24 protein-coding genes are annotated in these 24619 nt (G+C 65.5%); 14 read left to right on the top strand and 10 right to left on the bottom strand.

The window, feature by feature from the left end:
- Nucleotides 1-78: 78 nt before the first annotated feature.
- From HW932_RS06540 to HW932_RS06525, 4 genes are all read right to left on the bottom strand, one after another.
- Nucleotides 79-2130, bottom strand: coding sequence for a ribonucleoside triphosphate reductase (locus HW932_RS06540; protein ID WP_176975672.1), 2052 nt, complete (start codon nucleotides 2128-2130; stop codon nucleotides 79-81).
- 368 nt (nucleotides 2131-2498) lie between these two features.
- The gene (locus HW932_RS06535; RefSeq protein ID WP_176975671.1) at nucleotides 2499-3671 is read right to left on the bottom strand and encodes an LbtU family siderophore porin; all 1173 of its coding nucleotides are present in this window, start codon (nucleotides 3669-3671) and stop codon (nucleotides 2499-2501) included.
- A 205-nt stretch (nucleotides 3672-3876) separates the two neighbouring features.
- Nucleotides 3877-4383: a hypothetical protein gene (locus HW932_RS06530; protein ID WP_343046965.1), complete on the bottom strand. Its 507-nt coding sequence runs from the start codon at nucleotides 4381-4383 to the stop codon at nucleotides 3877-3879.
- A gap of 12 nt (nucleotides 4384-4395) precedes the next feature.
- On the bottom strand, nucleotides 4396-5109 hold the full coding sequence (locus HW932_RS06525; protein WP_176975670.1) for an SDR family NAD(P)-dependent oxidoreductase: 714 nt from the start codon (nucleotides 5107-5109) through the stop codon (nucleotides 4396-4398).
- 270 nt (nucleotides 5110-5379) lie between these two features.
- Here HW932_RS06525 and lapB point away from each other — a divergent pair, with 270 nt between their 5' ends.
- The 5 genes from lapB (at nucleotide 5380) to HW932_RS06500 (ending at nucleotide 10381) form a co-directional block, all read left to right on the top strand.
- Nucleotides 5380-6567: a lipopolysaccharide assembly protein LapB gene (lapB, locus tag HW932_RS06520; RefSeq protein WP_176975669.1), complete on the top strand. Its 1188-nt coding sequence runs from the start codon at nucleotides 5380-5382 to the stop codon at nucleotides 6565-6567.
- Between the two features lie 57 nt (nucleotides 6568-6624).
- Nucleotides 6625-7335 carry an orotidine-5'-phosphate decarboxylase gene (pyrF, locus tag HW932_RS06515; RefSeq protein ID WP_176975668.1) on the top strand — a complete coding sequence of 237 codons (711 nt, stop codon included), beginning with the start codon at nucleotides 6625-6627 and terminating at the stop codon, nucleotides 7333-7335.
- A gap of 3 nt (nucleotides 7336-7338) precedes the next feature.
- The gene (gene galU / locus HW932_RS06510) at nucleotides 7339-8220 is read left to right on the top strand and encodes a UTP--glucose-1-phosphate uridylyltransferase GalU (RefSeq protein WP_176975667.1); all 882 of its coding nucleotides are present in this window, start codon (nucleotides 7339-7341) and stop codon (nucleotides 8218-8220) included.
- A gap of 122 nt (nucleotides 8221-8342) precedes the next feature.
- Complete coding sequence (locus HW932_RS06505) at nucleotides 8343-9431, top strand: cobalamin B12-binding domain-containing protein (RefSeq protein ID WP_176975666.1); 1089 nt, start codon at nucleotides 8343-8345, stop codon at nucleotides 9429-9431.
- Nucleotides 9428-10381: a GGDEF domain-containing protein gene (locus HW932_RS06500; protein ID WP_176975665.1), complete on the top strand. Its 954-nt coding sequence runs from the start codon at nucleotides 9428-9430 to the stop codon at nucleotides 10379-10381. Before HW932_RS06505 ends, HW932_RS06500 begins: the two co-directional genes overlap by 4 nt.
- Here HW932_RS06500 and gluQRS read toward each other — a convergent pair.
- Both gluQRS and dksA read right to left on the bottom strand, forming a co-directional pair.
- Nucleotides 10333-11310, bottom strand: coding sequence for a tRNA glutamyl-Q(34) synthetase GluQRS (gene gluQRS / locus HW932_RS06495; protein ID WP_176975664.1), 978 nt, complete (start codon nucleotides 11308-11310; stop codon nucleotides 10333-10335). The two genes, HW932_RS06500 and gluQRS, sit on opposite strands and share 49 nt — an antisense overlap.
- 10 nt (nucleotides 11311-11320) lie before the next feature.
- Entirely contained in the window at nucleotides 11321-11755 is a 435-nt protein-coding gene (dksA, locus tag HW932_RS06490) for an RNA polymerase-binding protein DksA (protein WP_176975663.1), read from the bottom strand.
- Between the two features lie 259 nt (nucleotides 11756-12014).
- Here dksA and HW932_RS06485 point away from each other — a divergent pair, with 259 nt between their 5' ends.
- The 3 genes from HW932_RS06485 (at nucleotide 12015) to zapE (ending at nucleotide 15334) form a co-directional block, all read left to right on the top strand.
- Nucleotides 12015-12794, top strand: coding sequence for an HAD-IA family hydrolase (locus HW932_RS06485; RefSeq protein WP_176975662.1), 780 nt, complete (start codon nucleotides 12015-12017; stop codon nucleotides 12792-12794).
- Nucleotides 12795-12823: 29 nt separating this feature from the next.
- Nucleotides 12824-14035, top strand: a complete 1212-nt coding sequence (locus HW932_RS06480; RefSeq protein WP_246296686.1) for an aminotransferase class I/II-fold pyridoxal phosphate-dependent enzyme — start codon at nucleotides 12824-12826, stop codon at nucleotides 14033-14035.
- Between the two features lie 213 nt (nucleotides 14036-14248).
- Complete coding sequence (gene zapE / locus HW932_RS06475) at nucleotides 14249-15334, top strand: cell division protein ZapE (RefSeq protein WP_176975660.1); 1086 nt, start codon at nucleotides 14249-14251, stop codon at nucleotides 15332-15334.
- Between the two features lie 32 nt (nucleotides 15335-15366).
- Here zapE and infA read toward each other — a convergent pair whose 3' ends face one another.
- From infA to trxB, 4 genes are all read right to left on the bottom strand, one after another.
- A complete protein-coding gene (gene infA, locus HW932_RS06470) occupies nucleotides 15367-15585 on the bottom strand; it encodes a translation initiation factor IF-1 (RefSeq protein WP_012971469.1) in 219 nt (72 codons plus the stop codon).
- A gap of 119 nt (nucleotides 15586-15704) precedes the next feature.
- The gene (locus tag HW932_RS06465) at nucleotides 15705-16472 is read right to left on the bottom strand and encodes an arginyltransferase (RefSeq protein ID WP_176975728.1); all 768 of its coding nucleotides are present in this window, start codon (nucleotides 16470-16472) and stop codon (nucleotides 15705-15707) included.
- The gene (aat, locus tag HW932_RS06460; RefSeq protein ID WP_176975659.1) at nucleotides 16472-17212 is read right to left on the bottom strand and encodes a leucyl/phenylalanyl-tRNA--protein transferase; all 741 of its coding nucleotides are present in this window, start codon (nucleotides 17210-17212) and stop codon (nucleotides 16472-16474) included. The genes HW932_RS06465 and aat overlap by 1 nt, the downstream gene beginning before the upstream one ends.
- A gap of 9 nt (nucleotides 17213-17221) precedes the next feature.
- Nucleotides 17222-18184: a thioredoxin-disulfide reductase gene (trxB, locus tag HW932_RS06455; protein ID WP_176975658.1), complete on the bottom strand. Its 963-nt coding sequence runs from the start codon at nucleotides 18182-18184 to the stop codon at nucleotides 17222-17224.
- A 297-nt stretch (nucleotides 18185-18481) separates the two neighbouring features.
- Between trxB and HW932_RS06450 the strand changes: the two genes are divergently transcribed.
- The 6 genes from HW932_RS06450 (at nucleotide 18482) to glmM (ending at nucleotide 24604) form a co-directional block, all read left to right on the top strand.
- Entirely contained in the window at nucleotides 18482-18970 is a 489-nt protein-coding gene (locus tag HW932_RS06450; RefSeq protein WP_176975657.1) for a C40 family peptidase, read from the top strand.
- A gap of 253 nt (nucleotides 18971-19223) precedes the next feature.
- Entirely contained in the window at nucleotides 19224-19592 is a 369-nt protein-coding gene (locus HW932_RS06445; RefSeq protein ID WP_176975656.1) for a high-potential iron-sulfur protein, read from the top strand.
- A gap of 97 nt (nucleotides 19593-19689) precedes the next feature.
- The gene (locus HW932_RS06440; protein WP_176975655.1) at nucleotides 19690-20553 is read left to right on the top strand and encodes a hypothetical protein; all 864 of its coding nucleotides are present in this window, start codon (nucleotides 19690-19692) and stop codon (nucleotides 20551-20553) included.
- Nucleotides 20554-20663: 110 nt separating this feature from the next.
- Nucleotides 20664-21284, top strand: a complete 621-nt coding sequence (rlmE, locus tag HW932_RS06435; RefSeq protein WP_176975654.1) for a 23S rRNA (uridine(2552)-2'-O)-methyltransferase RlmE — start codon at nucleotides 20664-20666, stop codon at nucleotides 21282-21284.
- A gap of 62 nt (nucleotides 21285-21346) precedes the next feature.
- The gene (gene ftsH / locus HW932_RS06430) at nucleotides 21347-23266 is read left to right on the top strand and encodes an ATP-dependent zinc metalloprotease FtsH (protein WP_176975653.1); all 1920 of its coding nucleotides are present in this window, start codon (nucleotides 21347-21349) and stop codon (nucleotides 23264-23266) included.
- A 3-nt stretch (nucleotides 23267-23269) separates the two neighbouring features.
- Entirely contained in the window at nucleotides 23270-24604 is a 1335-nt protein-coding gene (gene glmM / locus HW932_RS06425; RefSeq protein WP_176975652.1) for a phosphoglucosamine mutase, read from the top strand.
- The last annotated feature ends 15 nt before the right edge of the window (nucleotides 24605-24619 follow it).

Below are 24619 nucleotides of genomic sequence, written 5' to 3'. Positions count from 1 at the left end.
GCGCGTGCGACGAGGTCGGGTCCGTGGCCGGTTCGACGCTACCGGGGCCGTCGAGTCCAGCCGCTCGGGTTCGGGTGTTCAGTGAATGGATTGACAGTCCGCGCCGGCGCACTGAGCCTTTTGCTTGCGCGCGATCAGCTCCTGGTCGCAGATCGGGCAGAACTGGTGCTCGCCGGCGATATAGCCATGCTTGGGGCAGATGGAGAACACCGGCGTGATCGTGATATAGGGCAGACGGAAGTTCTCCAGCGCACGGCGCACCAGACGCTTGCAGGCTTCGGTCGAGGAAATCTGCTCGCTCATGTACAGATGCAGCACCGTGCCGCCGGTGTACTTGCTTTGCAGCGTTTCCTGCATCGCCAGCGCCTCGAACGGGTCGTCGGTATAGCCGACCGGCAACTGCGAGCTGTTGGTGTAATAGGGCGTCTCCTCGGTGCCGGCCTGGAGGATGTCCGGGAAGCGCTTCTGGTCCTCGCGCGCAAAGCGGTAGGTCGTGCCCTCGGCCGGCGTGGCCTCCAGGTTGTACATATTGCCCGTCGCTTCCTGGAACTCGACCATGCGCGCCCGCACCCGATCGAGCAGCCGACAGGCCAACTCATGACCCTTGGGCGTGGTGATGTCCTCGGCGTCGCGGGTGAAGTTGCGGATCATCTCGTTGACGCCGTTCAGCCCGATGGTCGAGAAATGATTGCGCAGCGTGCCCAGATAGCGCTTGGTATAGGGGAAGAGTCCGGCGTCCATGTGGCGCTGGATGACCTTGCGTTTGATCTCCAGACTGTTGCGCGAGATGTCGAGCAGTTCGTCGAGCCGCGCCATCAGGCCTGCCTCGTCGCCGCGATGCGTATAGCCGAGCCGCGCGCAGTTGATCGTGACCACGCCCAGTGAGCCGGTCTGCTCCGCCGAACCGAACAGCCCGTTGCCGCGCTTGAGCAGCTCGCGCAGATCGAGCTGGAGCCGGCAGCACATGGAACGCACCATGTTGGGCGTCAGCTCTGAGTTGACGAAATTCTGGAAGTAGGGCAGGCCATACTTGGCCGTCATCTCGAACAACTGCTCGGCGTTCTCGCTCTCCCAGGGGAAATCCGGCGTGATGTTGTAGGTCGGGATCGGGAAGGTGAAGATCCGCCCCTTGGCATCGCCCTCGGTCATGACCTCGATATAGGCCCGATTGATCATGTCCATCTCGGCCTGGAGATCGCCATAGGTGAAGGGCTGCTCCACACCGCCGATCACCGGCACCTGCTCGCGCAGATCCTCCGGACAGACCCAGTCGAAGGTGAGATTAGTAAAGGGCGTTTGGGTGCCCCACCTTGACGGCACATTGAGGTTGTAGATCAGTTCCTGGATGTACTGCTTGACCTGCTTGTAGGGCAGGCCGTCGACGCGCACGAAGGGCGCCATGTAGGTATCGAAGCTGGAGAACGCCTGCGCGCCGGCCCACTCGTTCTGGAGCGTGCCGAGGAAGTTGACGATCTGACCGATCGCTGAGGACATGTGCTTGGGCGGTGCGGCCTCGACCTTGCCGGGCACGCCGTTGAGTCCCTCGTGCAGCAGGGTGCGCAACGACCAGCCGGCGCAGTAACCGGAAAGCATGTCCAGGTCATGGATGTGCAGATCGCCTTCGCGATGTGCGGCGCCGATCTCGGGCGGATAGACGTGATTGAGCCAGTAGTTGGCGATCATCTTGCCCGAGGTGTTGAGGATCAGCCCGCCGAGCGAGTAGCCCTGATTGGCATTGGCCGCCACGCGCCAGTCGGAGCGGTCCAGATATTCGTTGATCGAGCTGCCGACATCGACCAGGGTGCGGCTGTCGGTGCGCAGCTTGTTGTGCTGCTCGCGATAGACGATATAGGCACGCGCGGTCTCGAAGTGGTTGGCGGCGATCAGCGTCTGCTCGACGACATCCTGGATGCCCTCGATGTCGGGCAGACGGCCATCGCTGAAGCGGTGCGTCAGCACCTTGATCGCCTGCGCGGTCAGCAGACTGGCCTCGGCGGCGCCGAACTCGCCGCTGGCCTGACCGGCACGCCGGATCGCCGATTCGATCTTGCCGGCATCGAAACGCACCTCCTGCCCATCGCGCTTGACCACGCGGGTCGGGGGAGTGGGGGAGTGCGTTTGGTTGGCCATCGTGATCCTCGGTTCCTGGTACGGTTTGAGCAGAGATGTCGGCGCCTGTGACCGACTGAAATCGCGCTTTTCGTTCCAAATCAGTACCCTTGGCGAGCGGCTGGAACGCAAAGCGCCCGCAGGCGCGGGCACAATATGTAGTAGGCGGAGAGTATACCTCTAACCAGATGCTGTGGCTAGAGACAAATGCGCTTGACAAGAGCCATCGCCGGAAGGGGCGCGCGGAAGGTGCTGTATGGACGTCAGTTTTTGGCGAACGTCGACGGCAAGAAAATGGTTTCAGCGGAGATTCGGTGGCGGAGGCGGGAGGGCATAGGAGCGTGGCGAGGTCGTCGATCGGCCCCGCCACAGGAGAGCGGCGAACGCGGTCAGAACTCGACCGCCAGCTGCGCGGTGAAGGTGTCGCCCGACTTGCCGGTACCGCCGTCGCGCGTGTTGTAGTCACGATCATGCGCCCATTCGAGTCCGAGCGAGGTGCGATCGAAGATTTCGATCGACCAGCCGAGCAGCCAGCGCTCCTTGGGCAGTTCGAGCGCCAGCGCCTCGCGCGTGCCCTGATAGGCCACTGCCGCTACCGATTCGCGCCCCAACAGCGTGAAGCTGTAACCGGCCTCGAAGTTCCAGGCCGAAGGACGCGCTCCCTCGCCCTTGAACTCCAGGCTGATCGGGTCGAAGTCGTCGGCCGCCGACAGATATTCGCCGATGAGGCTGAAGGGGCCGAAGCTCGCGGCCGCGTTGAGAGTCCAGCCGGCGGTACGCTCGGTTGGATCGATGCTCAGGCTCGGATCGAGTTCGGCCGCACCGACCCGGATATCGTTGATGGTTTCATGCAGGCTGTCCGAGTCGCCGAGGTCGTTGATATAACCGGCGCCCACCGACCAGGCCCAGTCATCGCTGTCCTGCGCAAAGCCGAGATTGGCTCCCCAGCTCTCGATCCGATCCTTGCCCTTGACCTTGTTGTCGCCATTGAAGACATAGACGCTACCCGAGAAGCCGCTGTGCTCGAAGCCCAGTTGCAGCGCCGTCTCGCGCGCCTCGCCGATCTCCAGTGTCAGCGGGTCGGAGACCAGATTGGTCTCATAGACGCCGAAGGGCACATAGACCTGACCGGCGGTCAGGAACAGCGGCGAGACATCGGCATTGGCGAACGTCAGATAGGCGGTGTCGACCTCGAGATCGGTCTCGTCCTGCTCGTAGAGGAATGAGATCCCAGCCTCGACCCAGTCGTTGACCTGCGAGCGGATGCCCAGCTCAGCCGTGGCCAGCACGATGTCACTCTCGCTGCCGCCCTCATAGGGCGAGAGATAGCTGGCCTCGACCTCGATCAGACCAGCGATCTCGATGTTGCGATACCAAGCCGGTGCGGCGTCGTCTTTGGTGTGCGTGTCGTTGAGCGAGCCTTCCAGGCGATCGAGACGCTGTTCAAGGCGTTCGAGGCGCTTGGGTTCGCCCGACGGTTGGGTGTTCGATGAGCCGGTGGCCTGGGCGGCGCCGGCGGCGAGCATGAGTGCGATAGAGGCGGAGAGTGGTTGGATTCTCAAGGATCGTTGCTCCTGGTTAAGTCGATTTCAGTCACGCGGGCAAAGCGACGCCTTGACGCGCGAAACGCATCGGTCGTCAAAGCATGAAAATGCGAATTGTTGTTATTTATATAGCGAGCGATCGGGACTGTAAAGTCCGGTCGTCATTGGAGGGCGTCCGGCGCGTGACGTACCAGACGATCGGTGGCGGGCGCCGCCGGCAGGATCAGGGCAGCTGGCGAATAGCTTCGATGGCCGTTTCGTAGCGTTGGCGCAGTTCTTCGGGCCAAGTAGAGTCCTTGGCGCCCTGACAGCCGCCGGCTGCTTGCAGGCGCTCGACGAAGTCGCTTTCGAGTCGCGCCTGGACGCGGCGGTAGCTGCGCTCGGGGAAGAAGTCGTCCTGGACCGTGAGGACGGTCGTGCGCAGCTTGCCGACGATGAGCTTGTTGAGGTTCTCGGTTCGTCGACCCGAGCCGTCGCCCCGACAGCGGCTGTGATAGGCGTCGAGGTCGGCGGCGGCTGTGACGGCCTCGACCAGCAGCGTCTGGGTCTCGGCATCGAGTCCGGAGCGGGCCATGACCGCCGGCAGGACGAGTAGGCTGCCGATCAGCAGCAACCCGACGAAGTTCATCCGCCGGGGAGTGGGGCGAGCGTCCGGGAGGCTCGGCGGTTGGTTCGCCTGGACGATGGGAGAGAGGGTTCCGGATGTCTGGGTGTCGGCTTCGCGTCGCACGATGATCCTCAGCTAGCTGCGTCCGTATACGGGAATGGCCGCCCCGGTGATGCCGCGCGACAGATCCGAGGCCAGAAAAACGATGACGTCGGCCAGGGCGTCGAGTCCGACCCAGTTGGAGTGATCCTGGTCGGGCATGGCCGCGCGGTTCTGGGGCGTGTCCAGCGTGCCTGGCAGGACGCAGTTTACCCGGATTCCGCTCGACTTGAGTTCATCGGCGAGCGTTTCGGTCAGGGTGACGACGGCGGCCTTGGAGATGCAGTAAGGCCCCATGCGCCCGACGCCGTGCAGGGCCGCGCGCGCGGCGACGTTGACGATGACGCCCTGACCGGCCGCCAGCAGCTTCGGCACGACCGCGCGCGCGCCGTGGAAGGCGGTGCGGGCGTTGAGGTCGAGCATGGCGTTCCACTCGGCATCCGTCGTGTCCTGGATCGCCGGTCCCATGCTGAAGCCGCCGGCGATGTTGGCCAGACCATGGATGGCGCCGAAATGGCTCGCGACCTGCTCGACCATGGCCGCGACCTGCTCCGGGTCGAGCAGATCGACGCTCAGAGCCAGCGAGTCGGTACCGGCGGGCAGCATCGCTTGGGTGCGACGCAGCGCCTCCGGATCACGTCCGGTCAGGGCCAGACGTGCGCCCTGAGCCGCGAAGGCGCTTGCCGTGGCGGCCCCCAAGTTGCCCGAGGCGCCGGTGATGAGGATGGTCTTGCCGTTGAGATCGCGCATGTCGTCGAGTCCTGGTTTGAGGTTGCGGGAAATCCGCCGGATGGCCGGTCGGGTCGGCGCGCCGGCAGACGCTTGCCGAGTCATGCGAGTCGGGCCGCTTGTCTGTATGATTGGGAATCTGAGCATGGACGCGCACCCGGACCCAAGGCCATCGGGTCTGGTCATGCCCCCAACCGGGATATCGGGGCTTCTCGTCGCTAGATCCATCCATGGGGGTGAGGCCGTGTCGAACTGGAGGCCCGAAGGGCGGGTTGTCTCGCGGAGGAGCGGATGATCGAACTGTTCTTTCTGCTCCTGCCCGTGGCGGCGGCCTCGGGGTGGTGGCTGGCGCGCCGCGATCTGCGTCGCAAGATCGATGTCCTGCCGGCGGCGCATCCGGACTTTCTGCGCGGCCTGAATTATCTGCTCGAAGAGCAGCCGGACAAGGCCATCGATCTCTTTCTGCGCCTCACCGAGGTCGACAGCGAGACGGCCGAGACGCATCTGGCGCTCGGCAGTCTGTTCCGGCGTCGCGGCGAAGTCGATCGCGCCATTCGCATCCATCAGAATCTGATCGAACGGCGTCATCTCGGTCCGGAATTGCGCGGTTTTGCGCTCTTCGAACTCGGGCAGGACTACATGAGCGCCGGGCTGCTCGATCGGGCCGAGGCGCTGTTCGAGGAACTCGTCGGGCTGGGGTTGCACAGTGAGCGCGCGCTCCAGGCCCTGCGCGAGATCTATCAGCGCGAGCGCGACTGGAGCCGCTGTCTGGAGGTGGCCGCCCAGCTCGAGGCCCTGACCGGCCAGCGCCTCACGATCGAGATCGCGCACTATCATTGCGAGTTGGCCGAGGAGGCGCGGCGGCGACAGGATCCGGCGGGCGCACGCGCGCAGTTGAGTCGGGCGCGGGACATCGAGTCCGACTGTGTCCGCGCGACCATGCTGGAAGGCTTCATGGCGCTGGAGGAGGGCGATGTCGTGGGGGCGGCCGCGCTCTTCAAGCGCGTCGCCGAGCGCGGAGCGACCTACGCGCCCGAGATTCTGCCGGCCCTGATCGAGTCCATGGAGCGGCTGGGCGAGGACGTGATCGCGCAACTCGAGACACTGGCTGCCGGTCGAGCCGGTCCGCATCTGATGCTGGCGCTCGGTGAGCGTGTGGAGCGGGCGCACGGTTCCGAGGCGGCTCTGGATCTGCTGGCCGACTATCTGGCGCGCTGGGCCGATCTGGCGGTACTGGAGCGCTTCCTCGATCTGCGCGCGCGCGAGTCGAGCCCGGATGGACGTGCGCACCGCTATGCGCGGGTCGCGCTCGGCGTGGCGCGTCATCTGTTGCAGCGCCAGTCCGTCTATCAGTGCGAGCAGTGCGGGTTCCAGGCGCGCGCGCTGCACTGGCAGTGTCCGAGCTGCCGCAACTGGGGCACGGTCGTCGCCGTGCTGCCCGACCCCATCCAGGGCGAGGCGACACGTCCGCCGGTCTGAACCCCAACGGCCGGCTCCCGGCCACAACCCATTCACTCTAGAGACCATCGAAGATCCGTGACACACGTTAAACCCATCATCGTCGCCCTCGATTTCGCTGCTGAGGCGCCGGCCCTGGCACTGGCCGAACGGCTCGACCCGGCGCGCTGCCGGCTGAAGGTCGGCAAGGAACTCTTCACCCGGCTCGGACCGGCCTTCGTCGAACGGCTCCAGCGTCTGGGCTTCGAGATCTTTCTCGACCTCAAGTTCCACGACATCCCCAACACGGTCGCGGCCGCCTGCGCGGCGGCAGCGGATCTGGGGGTGTGGATGGTCAATGTCCATGTCTCGGGCGGACGCGCCATGATGGAGGCGGCGCGCGAACGTCTGAGCCGGTACGAGCGTCCACCGCTGCTGATCGGGGTGACGGTGCTGACCAGTCTCGACCGCGCCGATCTGGACGCCATCGGCTGTCCCGGCGAGCCGCGCGAGCGAGTGCTCGCTCTGGCGACCCTGGCGCATGAATCCGGGTTGGACGGCATCGTCTGCTCGCCGCTGGAGGCCTCGCCGGTACGCGCGGCGCTGGGTCGGGACTTCCGGCTGGTGACGCCCGGCGTGCGTCCGGCGGGCGCGGCGAGCGGCGACCAGAAGCGCGTCATGACCCCCGCCGAGGCCCTGGCCGCCGGCGCCGACTATCTGGTGATCGGGCGTCCCATCACACAGGCGCCCGATCCGCTATCCGTGATCGATGAGATCGATCGATCCTGCAAGCACATTTTGGAGAATTGATGCATGGCTAAGGTTCGCAAGGCGGTATTTCCAGTCGCCGGCATGGGCACACGCTTCCTGCCGGCGACCAAGGCCAGTCCCAAGGAAATGCTGCCCATCGTCGACAAACCCCTGATCCAGTACGCCGCCGAGGAGGCCGAGGCCGGCGGCGCGGATCAACTGGTCTTCATCACCGGGCGCAACAAGCGCTCGATCGAGGATCATTTCGACACCGCCTATGAGCTCGAATCCGAGCTGGAGCGTGCCGGCAAGGACAAGCTGCTCGACATCGTGCGCAATGTCCTGCCCGGATCGGCCTCCTGTATCTATGTACGTCAGGCCGTCGCGCTCGGGCTGGGTCATGCGGTGCTCTGCGCCAAGCCGGTGGTCGGTGACGAGCCGTTCGCGGTTCTACTGGCCGACGACCTCATCCGCTCCAGCGGCAAGGGCGTGGTCGAACAGATGGCCGAGGTCCACGCCCGCCACGGTTGCAGCGTGCTGAGCGTCCAGGAGGTGCCGCGCGAGGAGACCAACAAATACGGTATCGTCCAGGTCGAAACGGACGCCGACGGCACCATGCGCGTGGTCTCCATCGTCGAGAAGCCGAATCCGGCCGACGCGCCCTCCAATCTGGCCGTGGTCGGGCGCTATCTGCTCACGCCGCGCATCTTCGACAAGCTCGAACGCACCGGCAAGGGCGCCGGCGGCGAGATCCAGTTGACCGACGGCATCTCGGATCTGCTCCAGGACGAGCCCGTGATCGCCCATCCCTTCGAGGGCAAGCGCTACGACTGCGGCAGCAAGCTCGGCTATCTGGAGGCCACGGTGGAATACGCCCTGGCGCATCCCGAACTCGGCGAGCGCTTCTCGGGCTATCTGCGTGCCCTGAAGGCCGAACTGTCCTGACGCGCGCTCCAGGTCGCCGGGGTTCGGGTTCCATCCTCGCACTCCTGGCGGCCGGTGCAGCTTGGCCTACGATTTTTACTTTTCCGACCTCGGATCATCGCGAAATAGGATCAGGCCCCTCGATGTCGATCGATTCGCCCTGGTGTATTCCTGCCGGCACCGTCGAGCACTATCGGTCCAGCAAGGACGCGATGGCGGTCGCTGTCAGCCGGCGTATCGCCGCGCATCCGCGCCTAGACGAGTTCCTGGGCGGCAATCCGCTGCGACTCCTGGATACCAATCATCGCAACCATGCCGCCTTCATGGTCGAGGTTTTCATCACCAACGACTGCGGCCTGCTGGAGGATGCGCTGCCCTGGGTCTATTCGGCCTATCACAATCAGGGCGTCGCGTTCGACTACTTCGCCGCCGAACTGGAAGCCTGGATCGCGGTTATCGACGAGATGCTGCCGCACGAGGATGCGGCGGCCATCCGGCCGGTCTATCGCTGGATGCTCGATGCTCATCCGCGTTCTGTCCAGCGCGCGCTCCAGTACCAAGCCCGACGTCTGCCGGTGTCTGAGACCTGGCGGCACGATTACGACTTCATCCTGGAGCATCTCTTCCAGGGCGACTATCCGGTGGTCATCCGCCATTGTCGCGGCCTGATGCAACGCGGTCTGTCCTATGCGCAGGTGCTGCGCGAGATCTTCTATCCGGCCATGGTGGAAGTGGGCGCTCGCTGGGAGACCGGCGAGTTCTCGGTGGACATGGAGCACCAGACCACAGCCATGGTCTATGGCATCCTCTCGGCACTCTACTACGATCAACCCTTTCCGGCGCTGAACCGGGGACGCGCCCTGGTCGCGCCCGTCTCCAACGAGTTCCATGAGCTGGGCGCCTGGATGCTGACCACCACGCTCGAACTCGACGGCTGGGAGGTGACGCTGATGGGTTGTGACATCACGCCCGATTCACTGGTGGCCAGGGCGCTCGCCGAGCGCCCGAGGTTCATCGCGCTGTCGGTGACGCTCGTCAGCAACGTGCAGGAGGCCAGACACGCCGTGTCGGCCCTGCGCGCGGCCCTGGGGGCGGAGACGCCGCCGATCCTGGTCGGCGGCCAGGCTTTTCTGGCCGCTCCCTCGCTGGCGAAGACGGTGGGGGCGGATCTCTTTCTCGAAAGCGTCGAGGCGCTGATCGACTGGGCGCGTACACTGGAGATAGGCGGATGACCCTGGTATCCCAAGATCGTTCGTTGCACCCTGAACTGGCGGCAGCCCTGCACGGATATGTCATGGACTCCGGGCGTCTGGTCGTCGTGGAGGTGGGCCGGGATGGTGTGATCCTGGACGCCAACGTGGCCTTCAGGTCGAGGTTCGCCGGGTTCGCCAATGTGCGCGGCGAACCCCTGGCGCGTTTTCTCCGCAGTGGCGGCCAGCGACCGGACATCGAACCCGGTCTGCCCAATCGTCAGCCGGTAGCGCGGGTCTTCAAGACCATCATGGGCGGGGAGAGCTATCTGTTCCATGCCTATCCGCTGGGCGACAACGCGCTGCTCATCGGCGAGCGGGCCGGGGCCGACGACAACGACGTCATCGCGCGCATGGGCAACCTGACGCTGGAGATGTCGCGGCTGGTGCGCGATCTGCGCAAGGCCAATCACGATCTGGAGCAGGCCAATCGCCTGAACGAGCAACTGGCCCGCACCGATGCCCTGACCCAGTTGCCCAATCGGCGCTATTTCATGGAGCGTCTGAGTCAGGGCGTGGCCCAGGCCCAGACGCGCTCGCATCCGCTGTCGGTGCTCATGATGGACCTGGATCACTTCAAGCGCGTCAACGACACCTTCGGTCACGCGGCCGGCGACCGGGTGCTGATCGCCTTCGCCGAGCTGATGCGCGCCCAGGTGCGGGTCGCGGATCTGCCCGGTCGTCTGGGGGGCGAGGAGTTCGGACTCTACATGTTCGATGCCGAACTCGAGGTCGCCCTGGCGGTGGCCGAGCGTCTGCGCGCCCATGTCAATCTGATGCGCCCGCTCGAAGCGGACTACAGGCCAAGCGTCAGTATCGGCGTGGCGGCCCTGACGCCCGGCGAAGACATCGAGCAGTTGCTCAAGCGTGCCGACGATGGTCTCTATCGTGCCAAGGAGGGCGGGCGCAATCGGGTGATGGCGGCGGCCTGAGACCCGATCTCCGGTTCCGTTCGAAGTGAGACGCTCGAACGGGGCGGAACGCGCTCGATGCGCCAGATGGCCGCCGCACGTCGCCAGAACGCGCGCGGCGAGCCGGCGTCATCCAGCGGCTCCTGTCCGAGCAGACGCCAGGCCAGCCGCAGGGCAGGCAGCGGGTCATCATCATCGACGGGCGCGGCGGCCAGCGATTTGCTCAGCTTGCGTCCCCGGTCGTCGAGCGCCAGCGGGACATGGGCGTGACTGGGCGTGGACAGTCCCAGCGCCCGTTGCAGACCGATCTGGCGCGGTGTCGAGAGCAGCAGATCGGCGCCGCGCACCACATGGGTGACGCCCTGCCAGGCGTCATCGACCACCACGGCGAGCTGATAGGCATGGAGTCCGTCGGCGCGGCGCAGCACGAAATCCCCGATCGACTCGGCGACCGAATGACCCTGTCGGCCCTGGATGCGATCCTCGAAGTCGATGGGATCGGCGGCGGTACGCAGACGCAGACTGCGGGTGCGCCGTCCAGTCGGCAGACCGCTGCGGCAGGTGCCGGGATAGATCGGCCCTTCCAGTCCAGTTCGGGCGCGGGCGGCGATCTCGGCGCGACTGCATCCGCAGCCATAGACCAGACCGAGTGCGTCCAGGCGCGCGAGTGCCGCGTCATAGGCGTCGAGACGCGCGCTCTGGAAGACCACAGGCTCGTCCCACTCGAAGCCGAAGGCGTGCAGTGTGCGCCGGATGGCATCGGCGGCCCCGGCAACCTCGCGCGGGCGGTCCAGATCTTCGATACGCAACAGCCAGACGCCGTCGTGGGCGCGCGCGTCGGCATAGCTTGCGACAGCGGCAAGCAGTGAACCGAAATGGAGCGGGCCGGTCGGGGATGGGGCGAAGCGCCCCCGGTAGCCGGACGCGACCGACGGGGCTTCGCCGTTCATGCGGGATGACTCAGCCGCGCTGTTTCTCGCGGATCTCGTCGAGCGTCTTGCAGTCGATGCAGAGCGTGGCCGTGGGGCGGGCCTCCAGACGGCGGATGCCGATCTCCACGCCGCAGGCCTCGCAATAGCCGTAGTCGTGATCGTCGAGCCGGTCGAGTGCTTCGTCGATCTTCTTGATCAGCTTGCGCTCGCGGTCACGGGTGCGCAGTTCCAGGCTGAATTCGGATTCCTGGGTCGCGCGGTCGTTTGGATCGGGGAAGTTGGTTGCCTCGTCCTGCATGTGATGCACGGTGCGGTCGACTTCCTCCATCAGCGAGCGCTTCCAGTCGAGCAGGATCTCGCGGAAATGCGCTTCCTGATCGAGATTCATGTATTCCTCGTCGCTGCCGGCCTTGTACGGCTCGAAGGAATAGCCCTCGGCGTTGTGTTCGCGTGCTTCGGTCATCGTGTGCTCCTCCCATGGACCGCCTCGGCTCTCTGGCCTGGATGCGGCTTGGATTCAGTGGCTCCCAGCGGCTCGTCATCGACCTCCGCCGGCGGTCCGAGCCGAGAAAGCGTGCTTAAGTACCAGATCGCGAACCGGCGGGCAACTGATCTTCGCTGTTTCGCGTGCCGGAAGCGATGCGGGCACGCGCCGATTTGGGTAATCTTGCGCGTTCGGTTCATTCTGAGCGCTCACGACGAGCGGACTGGAGCAGACAGGCATGTATGGGTTCAAGGCTCTCATCTTCGACGTGGACGGGACCGTCGCCGACACCGAACGCGATGGCCATCGTCCCGCCTTCAATGCCGCGTTCGCGGCAGCCGGTCTGGATTGGCACTGGGATCCCGAACTCTATGGCGAGTTGCTGACGGTGGCCGGCGGCAAGGAGCGTATCCGCTATTTCATGCAGCGCGCCGGTATCGAGCCGGCTCCGGGTGTCGATCCGGATGAGTTCGTGGCGCGTCTGCATCGCGACAAGACCGCGCACTATCTGGCGCTGTTGCGTCAGGGGGCGATCCCGCTGCGGCCGGGGGTGTTGCGTCTGTGGCGTGAGGCGCGCGCGGCGGGCGTGCGGCTGGCGATCGCGACCACGACCACGCCCGAGAACGTCGTCGAGCTGCTGGAGAACGTCGGCGAGCCGGGGCTGTCGGGCTGGTTCGAGGTCATTGCCGCCGGCGACGTGGTGCCGAACAAGAAACCGGCGCCGGACATCTTCACCTACGCGCTGGAACGGCTCGATCTGAAGCCCGAGGACTGCGTGGCCGTCGAGGACTCGGACAATGGCGCGCGTGCGGCGTTCGATGCCGGGATTCGCGCCCTGGTGGTCACGGTCAACGCCTATACGGTCGATCAGGACTTCGGCGCGGCGGCGCTGGTGGTCGATCAGCTCGGCGAGCCGGATTCGCCGTCTCGGGTGCTGGCCGGTGATCTGGGCGATCGGTCGCTGGTGGATCTGATCGTGCTCGATCGGCTCCATCGCCGGGTCCACGGAGCCGGTTGATGGCGGGGCGTGCAATCGAAGATCGGTCGATGGCGGAGCGTCCGGCGAGCCGACTGGCCGAGCGTGCGTGTCGGGTCGAGCCCTTCCATGTGATGCGTCTGCTCGGGCGCGCCCGCGAGCTGGAAGCGGCGGGGCGCTCCATCGTGCATCTGGAGGTCGGTGAACCGGACTTTCCGACGCCTGAGCCGATCCTGGCCGCCGGTCGGGCAGCGCTCGATGCCGGTCTGACCCACTACACCCCGGCGGCCGGCTTGCCGGCCCTGCGTCAGGCGATAGCGGCGCACTATGCACAGCGCCATGGGGTCGAAGTCGAGCCGGCGCGCGTGCTGGTCACGCCCGGCGCCTCCGGGGCGCTGCAACTGGTGTTCTCGGTGCTCCTGGAGCCGGGCGACCGGGTCATCCTGGGCGATCCGTCCTATCCCTGTTATCGCCAGATGCTCGGACTCATGGGCGCCGAGCCGGTCGCGGTGCCGCTCGGCCCGGAGACCGGCTATCGGCTCACGCCCGAGCGGCTCGAAGCGGCCTGGATGCCCGGCACGCGCGCGGTGGTGGTGGCCTCGCCGGCCAATCCGACCGGCGCAGTCACGAGCCTGGACGAACTGCGCGCGCTCCAGGCCATCTGCCGGGCGCGCGGAGCGGCGCTCATCGTCGACGAGATCTATCGCGGTCTGACCTACGACGTGCCGGACACCACGGCGCTCGCGCTCGCCGGCGAGGATCTCTATGTCATCGACAGCTTCTCGAAATACTTCGGCATGACCGGCTGGCGGGTCGGCTGGGTGGTCGGGCCTGAAGACGCAGTCGCGGTGATGGACAGGTTGGCGCAGAACCTCTTCATCGCCGCCAACACACCGGCCCAGCACGCCGCGCTCGCCGCCTTCGCACCCGAGACGACCGCCGTCCTCGAACAGCGGCGCGCGATCTTCCAGCAGCGCCGCGATCGGTTGCTACCAGCGCTGCGCGCGCTGGGGTTCGGCCTTCCGGGCGCGCCGGACGGGGCCTTCTATCTCTATGCCCGGCTGCCCGAGTGGCTGGAGATGGACTCGATGGACTTCGCCACGCGCCTGCTGGAGGAGGCTGGCGTCGCCCTGACCCCAGGTCAGGACTTCGGCACGCATGCGTGCGACCGCCATGTCCGTCTGGCCTATACGCGCGACTTCGAGGTGCTCGACGAGGGCGCACGCCGTATCGGTGAATTTTTCGCCGACTCTGGGTCGACGAAGAAAAAGCCGCAGGTCTGATGGTTGCGGTTCTCCGAGGCGATGCGCGGATATTTGCGACAGCTCGGCGGACGCACGCTGTAGACGATACACTGGCTCAGTCCGCTGTCATCGAAGCGCAGGAAGGGGCAGGGATAATCGAGTTTGCAACATTCACCACACCGGTTGCAGGCGCCGCGCCGATTGGCGTCCACCGGTAGCATCGAAGTCAGAAATCGCTTGAGTTTGTCGAACATGCCAGTGTCTCTCCAATCGACGTCGTTTCGACCGCGTGACAGCGCTCAGCTTCAAGCCGCTGAGTTGCTGCTCGATCTGCATCATAGACTGCTCGACGAGACACGGCGCCGTCCACCGGCGGGCTGGCTCGGGCAGTTGCGGGCGGCGCTGTCCAAACCGGCGGTTCCGGTACGCGGACTCTATCTCTGGGGCGGGGTGGGGCGCGGCAAGACCTATCTGATGGACTGGTTCGCCGATGAGCTGGATCTGCCCGGCAAGCGGCGGCTGCACTTCCATCACTTCATGCGCGACATCCATGCCGCGCTCGCCGTGCTGCCCAAGCAGCCCGATCCGCTGGAAGTGGTCGCCGACCGGCTGTGCGCCGAGACGCGCGTGCTCTGTCTCGACGAATTCCTGGTCACGGACATCACCGACGCCATGATCCTGCACGGGTTGCTGCGGGCGCTGTTCGCGCGCGGCCTGACCCTGGTGACGACCGCCAATACCCAGCCGAGCGAACTCTATCGCAACGGACTGCAACGCCAGTCCTTTCTGCCGGCGATCACGCTCATCGAGCAGCACACGCAGGTCTTCGAACTCGACGGTGGAGTGGACTATCGGCTCCGGACCCTGACTCAGGGCGGACTGCTGTTCGAGTCGGGCGCGGCGGGTGAACGTCAGTTGGCGGACTATTTCGCGCGTCTGACCGGCGGGCATGTCGAGCCGGCGACGGCGATCGAGGTCAATGCTCGCTCGATTCCGGTCAAGGGCATCGGCATGGACGTGATCTGGTTCGATTTCGCGAGCCTGTGCGGCACGGCGCGCTCGGCCGCCGATTACATCGAGATCGCCAAGGAGTATCACACCCTGCTGCTCTCGGACGTGCCTCGGCTCGATGCGAGCCGGGAAGCCGCCGCGCGCCGCTTCCTGCACCTGATCGACGAACTCTACGATCAGCGGGTGAAGCTGGTGATGTCGACGGCGGCGCCGATCGATGGACTCTACGCGGGCGGTCTGACCGAGTTCGCCCACGAGCGCCTGATCAGTCGCCTGATCGAGATGCAGTCGCGCGACTATCTGGCGGCGTCGGCCGATCCGGGCTGAGTCGGTTCGAATGGAGCCGCGCGCGATCGCGATCAGCGCGCGCGGTAGACGATACGGCCCTTGGTCAGATCATAGGGCGTCAGCTCGACCGTGACCTTGTCGCCGGTGAGGATGCGGATATAGTGCTTGCGCATCTTGCCCGAGATGTGCGCGGTCACGGTGTGACCATTCTCGAGTTGGACACGGAACACGGTGTTCGGCAGGGTCTCGGTGACCGTGCCCTCCATCTGGATGACGTCGTCTTTTGACATAGTGAACTTGTTGTTTGGATTACGAAGGCGGTCCTTGAAACCGCCGGAGTTTAACACATCCGCCCCGAAAGGCATGAAGGGATGAGCGATCGAATGCCCCTGAGCGTCGAGGTACGATGTCAGACGCGGTCGTCGAACCCCAGGGCCTGCCCACGCTCGAAGCGTCGCCAGCGCTGGCCGTCCCAGGCCTCGATCGGGCGGAAGCGCTCCTTGTAGACCATCTTGCGTGATTCGGCGATCCAGTAGCCGAGATAGAGATAGGGCCGTCCGAGACGCCGGGCGGTCCGGATCTGGGCCAGCACGCCGAAGGTGCCGAGCGCGCGCTCGCCCAGCGCGGGATCGAAGAAGGTATAGACCGCCGACAATCCCTGTTCCAGCACATCGGTGACGGCCACCCCGACCAGTCGCCCGTCGAGCCTGAACTCGATGAAGCGCGTCGTCCCGCCCCAGGACTCGACCAGAAAGCGCCGATAGCTGTCCTCGGTCGCGTCCTCGGCCATGGCGCCGTCGGCGTGACGCGCGGTCAGATAGCGCCGGTAGAGGTCGAACTGTTCCTCGCGGAACGCCGCCGGGCCGTCGCTCAGGGTGATGTCCGGCGCATTGAGCCGCCAGTTGCGCCGCTGCGAGCGATTCGGCACGAACCCGGCGACCGGCAGACGCACCGGAACGCAGGCCGAACAGCCGCGACAGGCCGGACGGTAGACATGCGCGCCGCTGCGCCTGAACCCCTGGTCGATGAGCGTCTGATAGGTCGCCCCATCGATGCGCGCGTTCGGATCGACGAACAGCGTCCGCGCCTGGACGCCGTCGAGATAGGAGCAGTCATGCTCGCCGGTCAGATAGAGCGGCAGCGTGCGTCCGCGTCCGATGCCCAGCCCGTGCATCATCATCCGTCCCCGACGACCGGCACGACCCGGATCGCGCACGCCGGACGCTCCGTGCCGTCGTCCCAGCTCCGATCGTATCCGGGACGCGCGCCATGCCGGTCCAAAAGCGTCAGAAATTCGGCGCGCGGCACCTCGAACGCCCCCAGACTCAGCAGATGCCCGGTCGTCATCTGGCAGTCGATCACCCCGAACTCCCAGTCCCGAAGCTGTTCGCAGAGACGCGCCAGGGCGACCTTGGACGCATCGCTCGCCCGGCTGAACATGGATTCGCCGAAGAAGGTGCGCCCGATGGCTACGCCATAGAGTCCGCCGACCAGCTCGCCCGCGCGCCAGACCTCGACCGAATGGGCCAGACCCAGGTCATGGAGTTGCCGATAAGCCGCGATCATCTCCGGAACCAGCCAGGTGCCGCCATCGGCGTCGCGCGGCTCGGAGCACCCCCGGATGACCCCGGCGAAGTCACGATCCAGCGTGGTGACGAGATCCCCGCGCCGCAGCCGCTTGCGCAGACTGCGCGAGCCGTGGAAGCGCTCGGGGATCAGGATGGCGCGCGGATCGGGCGACCACCAGAGGATGGGGTCGCCCGCGCTGAACCAGGGAAAGATGCCGCGCCGATAGGCCTGGATCAGCCGCTCCGGACTCAGATCCCCGCCGACCGCCAGCAGTCCATTCGGCTCCCGCAGCGCCTGAGCCGGATCGGGAAAGGCCGTGCGATCGCGCGGATCGAGTAGGGCGATCATGGCGGCGCGTCAGGACTGCGCCTCCAGTGCGTCGAGATACTTCTCGGCATCGAGTGCGGCCATGCAGCCGGTGCCCGCCGAGGTGATGGCCTGACGGTAGACCTGATCCATCACATCGCCCGCCGCGAACACGCCGGGGACCGAGGTCGCGGTCGCATTGCCCTGGGTGCCGCTCTGGACCTTGATGTAGCCGTTCTCCATGTCGAGCTGGCCGGCGAAGATGGCGGTGTTGGGCGTGTGACCGATGGCGATGAAGACCCCTTGCAGGTCGATGTCCTGCGTCTCGCCGGTCTGGACGTGCTTGATGCGCATCCCGGTCACGCCGGTGGCGTCGCCCAGGATCTCGTCGAGCACATGATTCCAGGCGATACGGACGTTGCCCTTCTCGGCCTTCTCAAGCAGCTGCTGTTGCAGGATCTTCTCGGCCCGCAGGGCATCACGCCGATGGACCAGCGTCACCTCGGAGGCGATGTTGGACAGATAGAGCGCCTCCTCGACCGCCGTGTTGCCGCCGCCGATCACGGCGACCTTTTGGTTGCGATAGAAGAACCCGTCGCAGGTGGCACAGGCCGAGACCCCGCGCCCGCGGAAGGTCTGCTCCGAGGGCAGGCCCAGATACTGCGCGCTCGCCCCGGTGGCGATGATCAGCGCGTCACAGGTATAGGTCGCCGAGTCGCCGATCAGCCGGAACGGACGGCTGGACAGATCCGTGGTGTGGATGTGATCGAAGATGATCTCGGTCTCGAAGCGCTCGGCATGGCGGCGCATCCGTTCCATCAGCTCCGGACCCTGGACGCCGTCCGGGTCGCCGGCCCAGTTGTCGACCTCGGTGGTCGTCATCAGTTGACCGCCCTGTTCCAGGCCCGTGACCAGCACCGGCTTGAGGTTGGCGCGCGCGGCATAGACGGCGGCCGTGTAGCCGGCCGGTCCGGAACCGAGGATCAGGAGTCGGCAGTGTTTGGTTTCGCTCATCGATTTGATACTCCAGGGCGCCCGATCGGATCGGGGGCAGGGTTGCGCCGTCTATGGCCCGGAATTCGCAGGCCAGCGGGGCGCAACAGTGATGAAGGGCCATGTCGGATGGCGCCAATTTAAGGGTTGACCGACGGAGCGTAAAGCCCGAAGCGGACAGGTGCGCCGATGCCGTCCTCTCGCGTCCTCGGATCGCCCGAGGCGCCGGGCGGCGATTGACAGCCGCCGTCCAAGGGCGATACAACCGACAAAATTCCAGAGATTCCAGTGTTCTGGCACGCTAATCGAGAGTGATCTATGAAGATTCGAACGACCTCCACGCCGCTGTCCCGTTTGACATTCGTCCTCGTCGCGCTACTGGTGCTGACGACCCTGTCCGGCTGTGCGAGCCGTGGCCGCGACGACGGACTCAGCGCACGTCGTGCTGCTCTGGTCGACAAAAGTCTGGCGCAGATCGGAACGCCCTATCTCTACGGTGGCCAATCGCCCGCCGAGGGTTTCGATTGCAGCGGTCTGACGCATTACGCCCATCATCAGGCCGGACTCGCGATCCCGCGCACCGCCGCCGCCCAGCAACGCGCCGCCAAACCCGTACCCCGCAGCCGGCTGCAACCGGGTGACATGGTGTTCTTCAAGACCGGACCCAACGCCTATCACGTCGGCCTGATGATCGACAGGGAGCGCTTCGTCCATGCCTCGACCTCGCGTAGCCGGGTGCGCATCGACCACCTCGACACCCCCTACTGGAACAGACACTACATCGGCGCGGGAACCTATCTGCGTTGAGCGCGTCGAAAGGCGCGTCCATGAAGGCGCTGAACCGCTCCATTGACAAAGATCAGGGCAGATCCGGTACCGGGCGCGGACAATCGCGGCGCTCAAGGACACCGAGCCGCGCCATGGCCTGCAAATCCCTATCGTGGATACGGCTTAAACGGCTCGCCTTTTCGGGCCGCCTGTAGGAAAATGCCGACCGGCTTCCGGTACTGGACCGGGAGTGTCGGAATCACCACACCATATTCTGCTAGGAGTGACATTCATGTCCGATAAGCCAATCAGCAAGAGCCGTCGTGACGCTGTCAAAGTGATGCTGGGCACCGCCGCCGCCATCCCGATGATCAACCTGGTCGGTTTCGGCACCGCCCGTGCCTCCGCTCCCGCCAACGCCGTGGCCGCGGACGATGCGACCGCGATCGCCCTCAAGTACCACGCCAATGCCGCTGAGTCCGAGCGTGTCGCAGCCGCTCGTCCCGGTCTGCCCCCCGAGGAGCAGCACTGCGCCAACTGCCAGTTCATGCAGGCCGACGCCGCCGGTGCGACCGATGAGTGGAAGGGCTGCCAGCTCTTCCCCGGCAAGCTGATCAACGTCAACGGCTGGTGCGCTTCCTGGACCCTGAAGGCCGGCTGATCGCCGCTGCCTGTCCGGTTCGGATGGAACGGGGCCGCTGGCCCCGTTTTTCGTTCATAATCATGCAACGATCGTCGTTTCTCCAGGGTTGTTCGTCATGTCATCCGAAGGCTTCAGCGAGTTCGCCAAGGCCCGCCCCTACAAAGGTTTGATCGAGAGCGCAAGCAAGAGCGAGTCTGCGCCCGCACCTCGGATACGCTGGCGACTCGCGTTTCTGCGCGCCATCATCTGGAGTCTGATCGGGATGATCTATGCTCCCCTGTTCATCGGCTTGCTGTCACTGGCGCGTGGCGCCGAGCTGGGCGTTTTCTCCTATGTCCTGGCGGCTGCGCTGGCCGGCGGGGCTGGCGCGGTGCTCTATGGCGCCCGCGAGCTGGCGCTGATCAGCACCGTCATCGGTGCGGCGACGGGTGTGGCGTTGCTCATCCTGATGCCGGGGCAGGCCACTCTGACCAATGCGGTCGTGATCGCCTCGATCCTAGCGGCCACGATCGGTTTGACACTCTCTTTCCCGCGTCGCTGTACCAGACATGTTCCAGGCAAGCTCCTGGCCGGACTCCTGACCGGAGCCTTGGTCGGCGCCGTGCTGGCCATCGCCGAACCTCTGCATTCGGCGCCGTTTTCGACCTTTTCCACCGTGCTGTTCCTGGCCAGTGTGAACGGCATTCTCTATGCCGGCACCGTGCGCGGCTGGATCCGGCTGTCGCGCCGGATCGGGCTGGAATCGCGTCCCTGCGATCTGATCGAGGCCACGACCATGGCGATCCTGGCCGCCATCGCCGCCGGTAGCGTCTGGATGGTGGTCGCGCCGCTCATGGGGCTCGATCCGGGGTTCTGGCAACTGGCCAGTCTCTCCATGCACGATGCCATGGCGCCGGCCTTCATGGGCGGGCTGCTCGGCGGCGCCATGGCGGGGCTGCTGCTCGAACTCTTCCGCTTTCCCTGGGTCCATGACGTCTGAGATCCGCGTCCGCGAGTGGATCAAGATCGGGCCTCTTGTGGTAGGCTTTGCGGTCAGTCACCCGCCCTGGGCGGCCATCGATCCGTTTTGTTCAGATCCTCGTCAACCGCATGTCACGCAGTAAATCCAGCCGCCGCTGGCTCGATCGGCATCTCAACGACCCCTACGTCAAGCGCGTCCAGATCGACGGCTATCGTTCGCGTGCCGCCTATAAACTGCTGGAGATCCAGGAGAAAGACCCCATTCTCAAGCCTGGGATGCGGGTGGTCGATCTGGGCGCGGCGCCCGGTAGCTGGTCGCAGATCGCGCGCAACCTCGTCGGCCCCGAGGGCTGTGTGGTGGCCCTGGACATTCTGCCGATGGAGCCCCTGCCGGGCGTCGTCGTGCTCCAGGGTGATTTTCGCGAGGACGAGGTGCTGACGCGCTTGCGCGAGACGATCGGCGAGGCGCCGCTCGACGTGGTGCTCTCGGACATGGCCCCGAATATCACCGGAACCATGGTCGTGGATCAGACGCGCGCCATGTATCTGGTCGAACTGGCGCTGGAGCTGGCGCGCACGCATCTGAAGCCGGGCGGCACGCTTGTCACCAAGGTCTTCCAGGGTTCGGGCTTCGACGACTACATGCGCGAGCTGCGCTCGAGCTTCAAACAGGTGGTCACGCGCAAGCCCAATTCCTCGCGCTCGGAGAGTCGCGAGGTGTTTCTGGTCGCTCGGGGCTTTCGGCCCTAGAATCCGGGGATCGAGTCGTTTTTACAGCGTTTTACCTTCAGGGGTCGTGAGTCGTGAGTGACATGGCGAAAAATTTACTGCTCTGGGTGGTCATCGCCATCGTGCTGATGTCCGTGTTCAACAATTTCACCTCGACTCAATCGACGCTCCGGAATCTGGATTACTCGGATTTCATCGAGCAGGTCAAGCAGGGCGGGGTCAAGGAAGTCACCATCCGGGGTCGCCTGATCGAAGGCGTGACCGAGACCGGTCAGCGCTTCAGCACCTACAGTCCGGGTGACGACGGACTGGTCGGCGATCTGCTCAACAACAATGTCATCATCAAGGCCGCGCCGCCCGAGGGCCAATCGGTCCTGATGCAGATCCTCATCAACTGGTTCCCGCTCCTGATCCTGATCGCGCTCTGGATCTTCTTCATGCGCCAGATGCAGGGCGGTGTCGGCGGACGCGGCGCCATGTCGTTCGGCAAGAGCCGGGCGCGCATGCTGTCGGAGGATCAGGTCAAGGTCACGTTCCAGGACGTCGCCGGAGCCGAGGAGGCCAAGGAAGAGGTCGTCGAGATGGTCGATTTCCTCAAGGATCCGACCAAGTTCCAGAAGCTCGGCGGCAAGATCCCCAAGGGCGTACTCATGGTCGGCCCGCCCGGTACGGGCAAGACGCTGCTGGCGCGCGCCATCGCGGGCGAGGCCAAGGTGCCCTTCTTCACCATCTCCGGCTCGGACTTCGTCGAGATGTTCGTCGGCGTCGGCGCCTCGCGCGTGCGCGACATGTTCGAGCAGGCCAAGAAGCATGCGCCCTGCATCATCTTCATCGACGAGATCGACGCCGTTGGGCGTCATCGCGGCGCGGGTCTGGGCGGCGGGCACGACGAGCGTGAGCAGACGCTCAATCAGCTCCTGGTCGAGATGGACGGCTTCGAGGGCAACGAGGGCGTCATCGTCATCGCCGCCACCAACCGTCCCGACGTGCTCGATCCGGCACTGTTGCGTCCCGGCCGCTTCGACCGCCAGGTCGTGGTGCCGCTGCCCGACGTGCGCGGGCGCGAGCAGATTCTGAAAGTCCACATGCGCAAGATCCCGGCGGCCGAGAACGTCAAGGCGTCGATCCTGGCGCGCGGCACGCCCGGTTTTTCGGGCGCGGATCTGGCCAATCTGGTCAACGAAGCAGCGCTGTTCGCCGCGCGCGCCAACAAGAAGCTGGTCGAGATGAGCGACATGGAGAAGGCCAAGGACAAGATCCTGATGGGGGCCGAACGCCGCTCCATGGTCATGACCGAGGACGAGAAGCGCCTGACGGCCTATCACGAGTCCGGGCACGCCATCGTCGGGCGTCTGGTGCCGGATCACGACCCGGTGCACAAGGTCAGTATCATCCCGCGCGGTCGTGCGCTGGGCGTGACCCTGTTCCTGCCCGAGGACGACCGCTTCAGCTACAGCAAACAGCGTCTGGAGAGCAACATCTCCAGTCTGTTCGGCGGGCGCTGTGCCGAGGAGATCATCTTCGGCGAAGACAGCGTGACCACGGGCGCGCAGAACGACATCCATCGCGCCACCGAGATCGCGCGCAACATGGTGACCAAGTGGGGCCTGTCCGATCGTCTGGGTCCGCTGACCTATAGCGAAGAGGAACAGGAAGTCTTCCTCGGCCACTCGGTCACACAGCACAAGAGCGTCTCGGACGAGACCTCGCACCTGATCGACGAGGAAATCCGGCGCGTCATCGATCGCAACTATGAGCGCGCGCGTGATCTGCTCCAGGAACACCTCGACAAGCTGCACGCCATGGCCGCCGCGCTGATGAAATACGAGACCATCGACTCGGCTCAGATCGACGACATCATGGAAGGGCGTGAACCGCGACCGCCGCGCGACTGGGAGGACGACGAGCCGCGTCGTCCGGCCGCTTCGCATGGTCGGCGCCAGGACGACAGCGACGATGGTTTCGAGGCCGGCCAGGTCGGTCGTCCGGCGGGAGAGCACTGACCCATGCGGCGGTATTTCGGCACCGACGGCATCCGCGGCCGGGTCGGCGAAGGACACATCACGCCCGACTTCGTGCTCAAGCTTGGCTGGGCGGCCGGGCGCGTGCTGGGCAATGGCCGTGGCAAGATCCTGATCGGCAAGGACACCCGGATCTCGGGCTATATGTTCGAGTCGGCCCTGGAAGCCGGACTGGTGGCGGCTGGGGTCGACATCCGGCTGCTCGGCCCCATGACCACGCCGGGCGTGGCCTATCTGACGCGCACCTTTCGGGCCAGCGCCGGCATCGTCATCACCGCCTCGCACAATCCGTTCGACGACAACGGCATCAAGTTCTTCTCCGCCGAGGGCGACAAGCTGCCCGACGAGGTGGAGCTGGCCATCGAGGCCGAACTCGATCAGCCGCTCCGCACCGTCGAATCGAGCGCGCTCGGCAAGGTCAAACGCATCGACGACGCCAACGGACGCTATATCGAATTCTGCAAGAGCACCATCCCGGCGAGCATGAACTTCCGGGGGCTGAAGCTCGTGGTCGACTGCGCCAATGGCGCGACCTACAACACGGCGCCCTTCGTGTTCGAGGAACTCGGCGCCAACGTCGTGCGGCTCGGCACCGAACCGGACGGCTTCAACATCAACCACGGCGTCGGCTCGACTCAGCCGGGCGCGCTGCGCGAGGCCGTGGTGCGCGAGGGCGCGGATCTCGGTATCGCCTTCGACGGTGACGGCGACCGGGTGCTCATGGTCGACTCGCGCGGTAACCTGATCGATGGTGATCAGCTACTCTATCTGATCGCCAAATCACGTCTGCTCACCGGCGCCATGCGCGGCGAGGTGGTCGGTACGTTGATGAGCAATCTCGGCTTCGAGCACGCGCTCAAGCGACTCGGCATCGGCTTTGCGCGCACCAAGGTCGGGGACCGCTACATCATGGAGCGACTCAAGGCCAGCGACGGCATCCTCGGCGGCGAGCCGTCGGGGCACATCATCTGCCGCGACCGCACCACCACCGGCGACGGCATCGTCTCGGCACTCCAAGTGCTCGCGGCACTCGATCGGCTCGGCGCCCGGCTCGACGACCTCGGCGCCGAGGTCGATCTCTATCCGCAGGTGCTCATCAACGTGCGTCTCGACCAGCCGCGCGATGTGCTGAGCCTGCCCGAAGTCCAGGACGCCGTCGCCACGGCTGAGAACGAGCTGGCCGGGCGCGGACGGGTGCTGCTGCGTCCCTCGGGCACCGAACCCCTGGTGCGTGTCATGGTCGAGGGCAGCGACCGCTCGCAGGTCGAACAGCTCGCCGAACGGCTCGCCGGGGTCGTGCGCGCTCAACTCATCGCTTGATAGTGTTTCGGAACC

Origin of the sequence: Allochromatium humboldtianum (assembly GCF_013385175.1) — a bacterium.
Classification (GTDB): Bacteria; Pseudomonadota; Gammaproteobacteria; order Chromatiales; family Chromatiaceae; genus Thermochromatium; species Thermochromatium humboldtianum.
The sequence above is the reverse complement of the archived record's forward strand: the minus strand, read 5'-3'. Positions and strand labels throughout refer to the sequence as shown.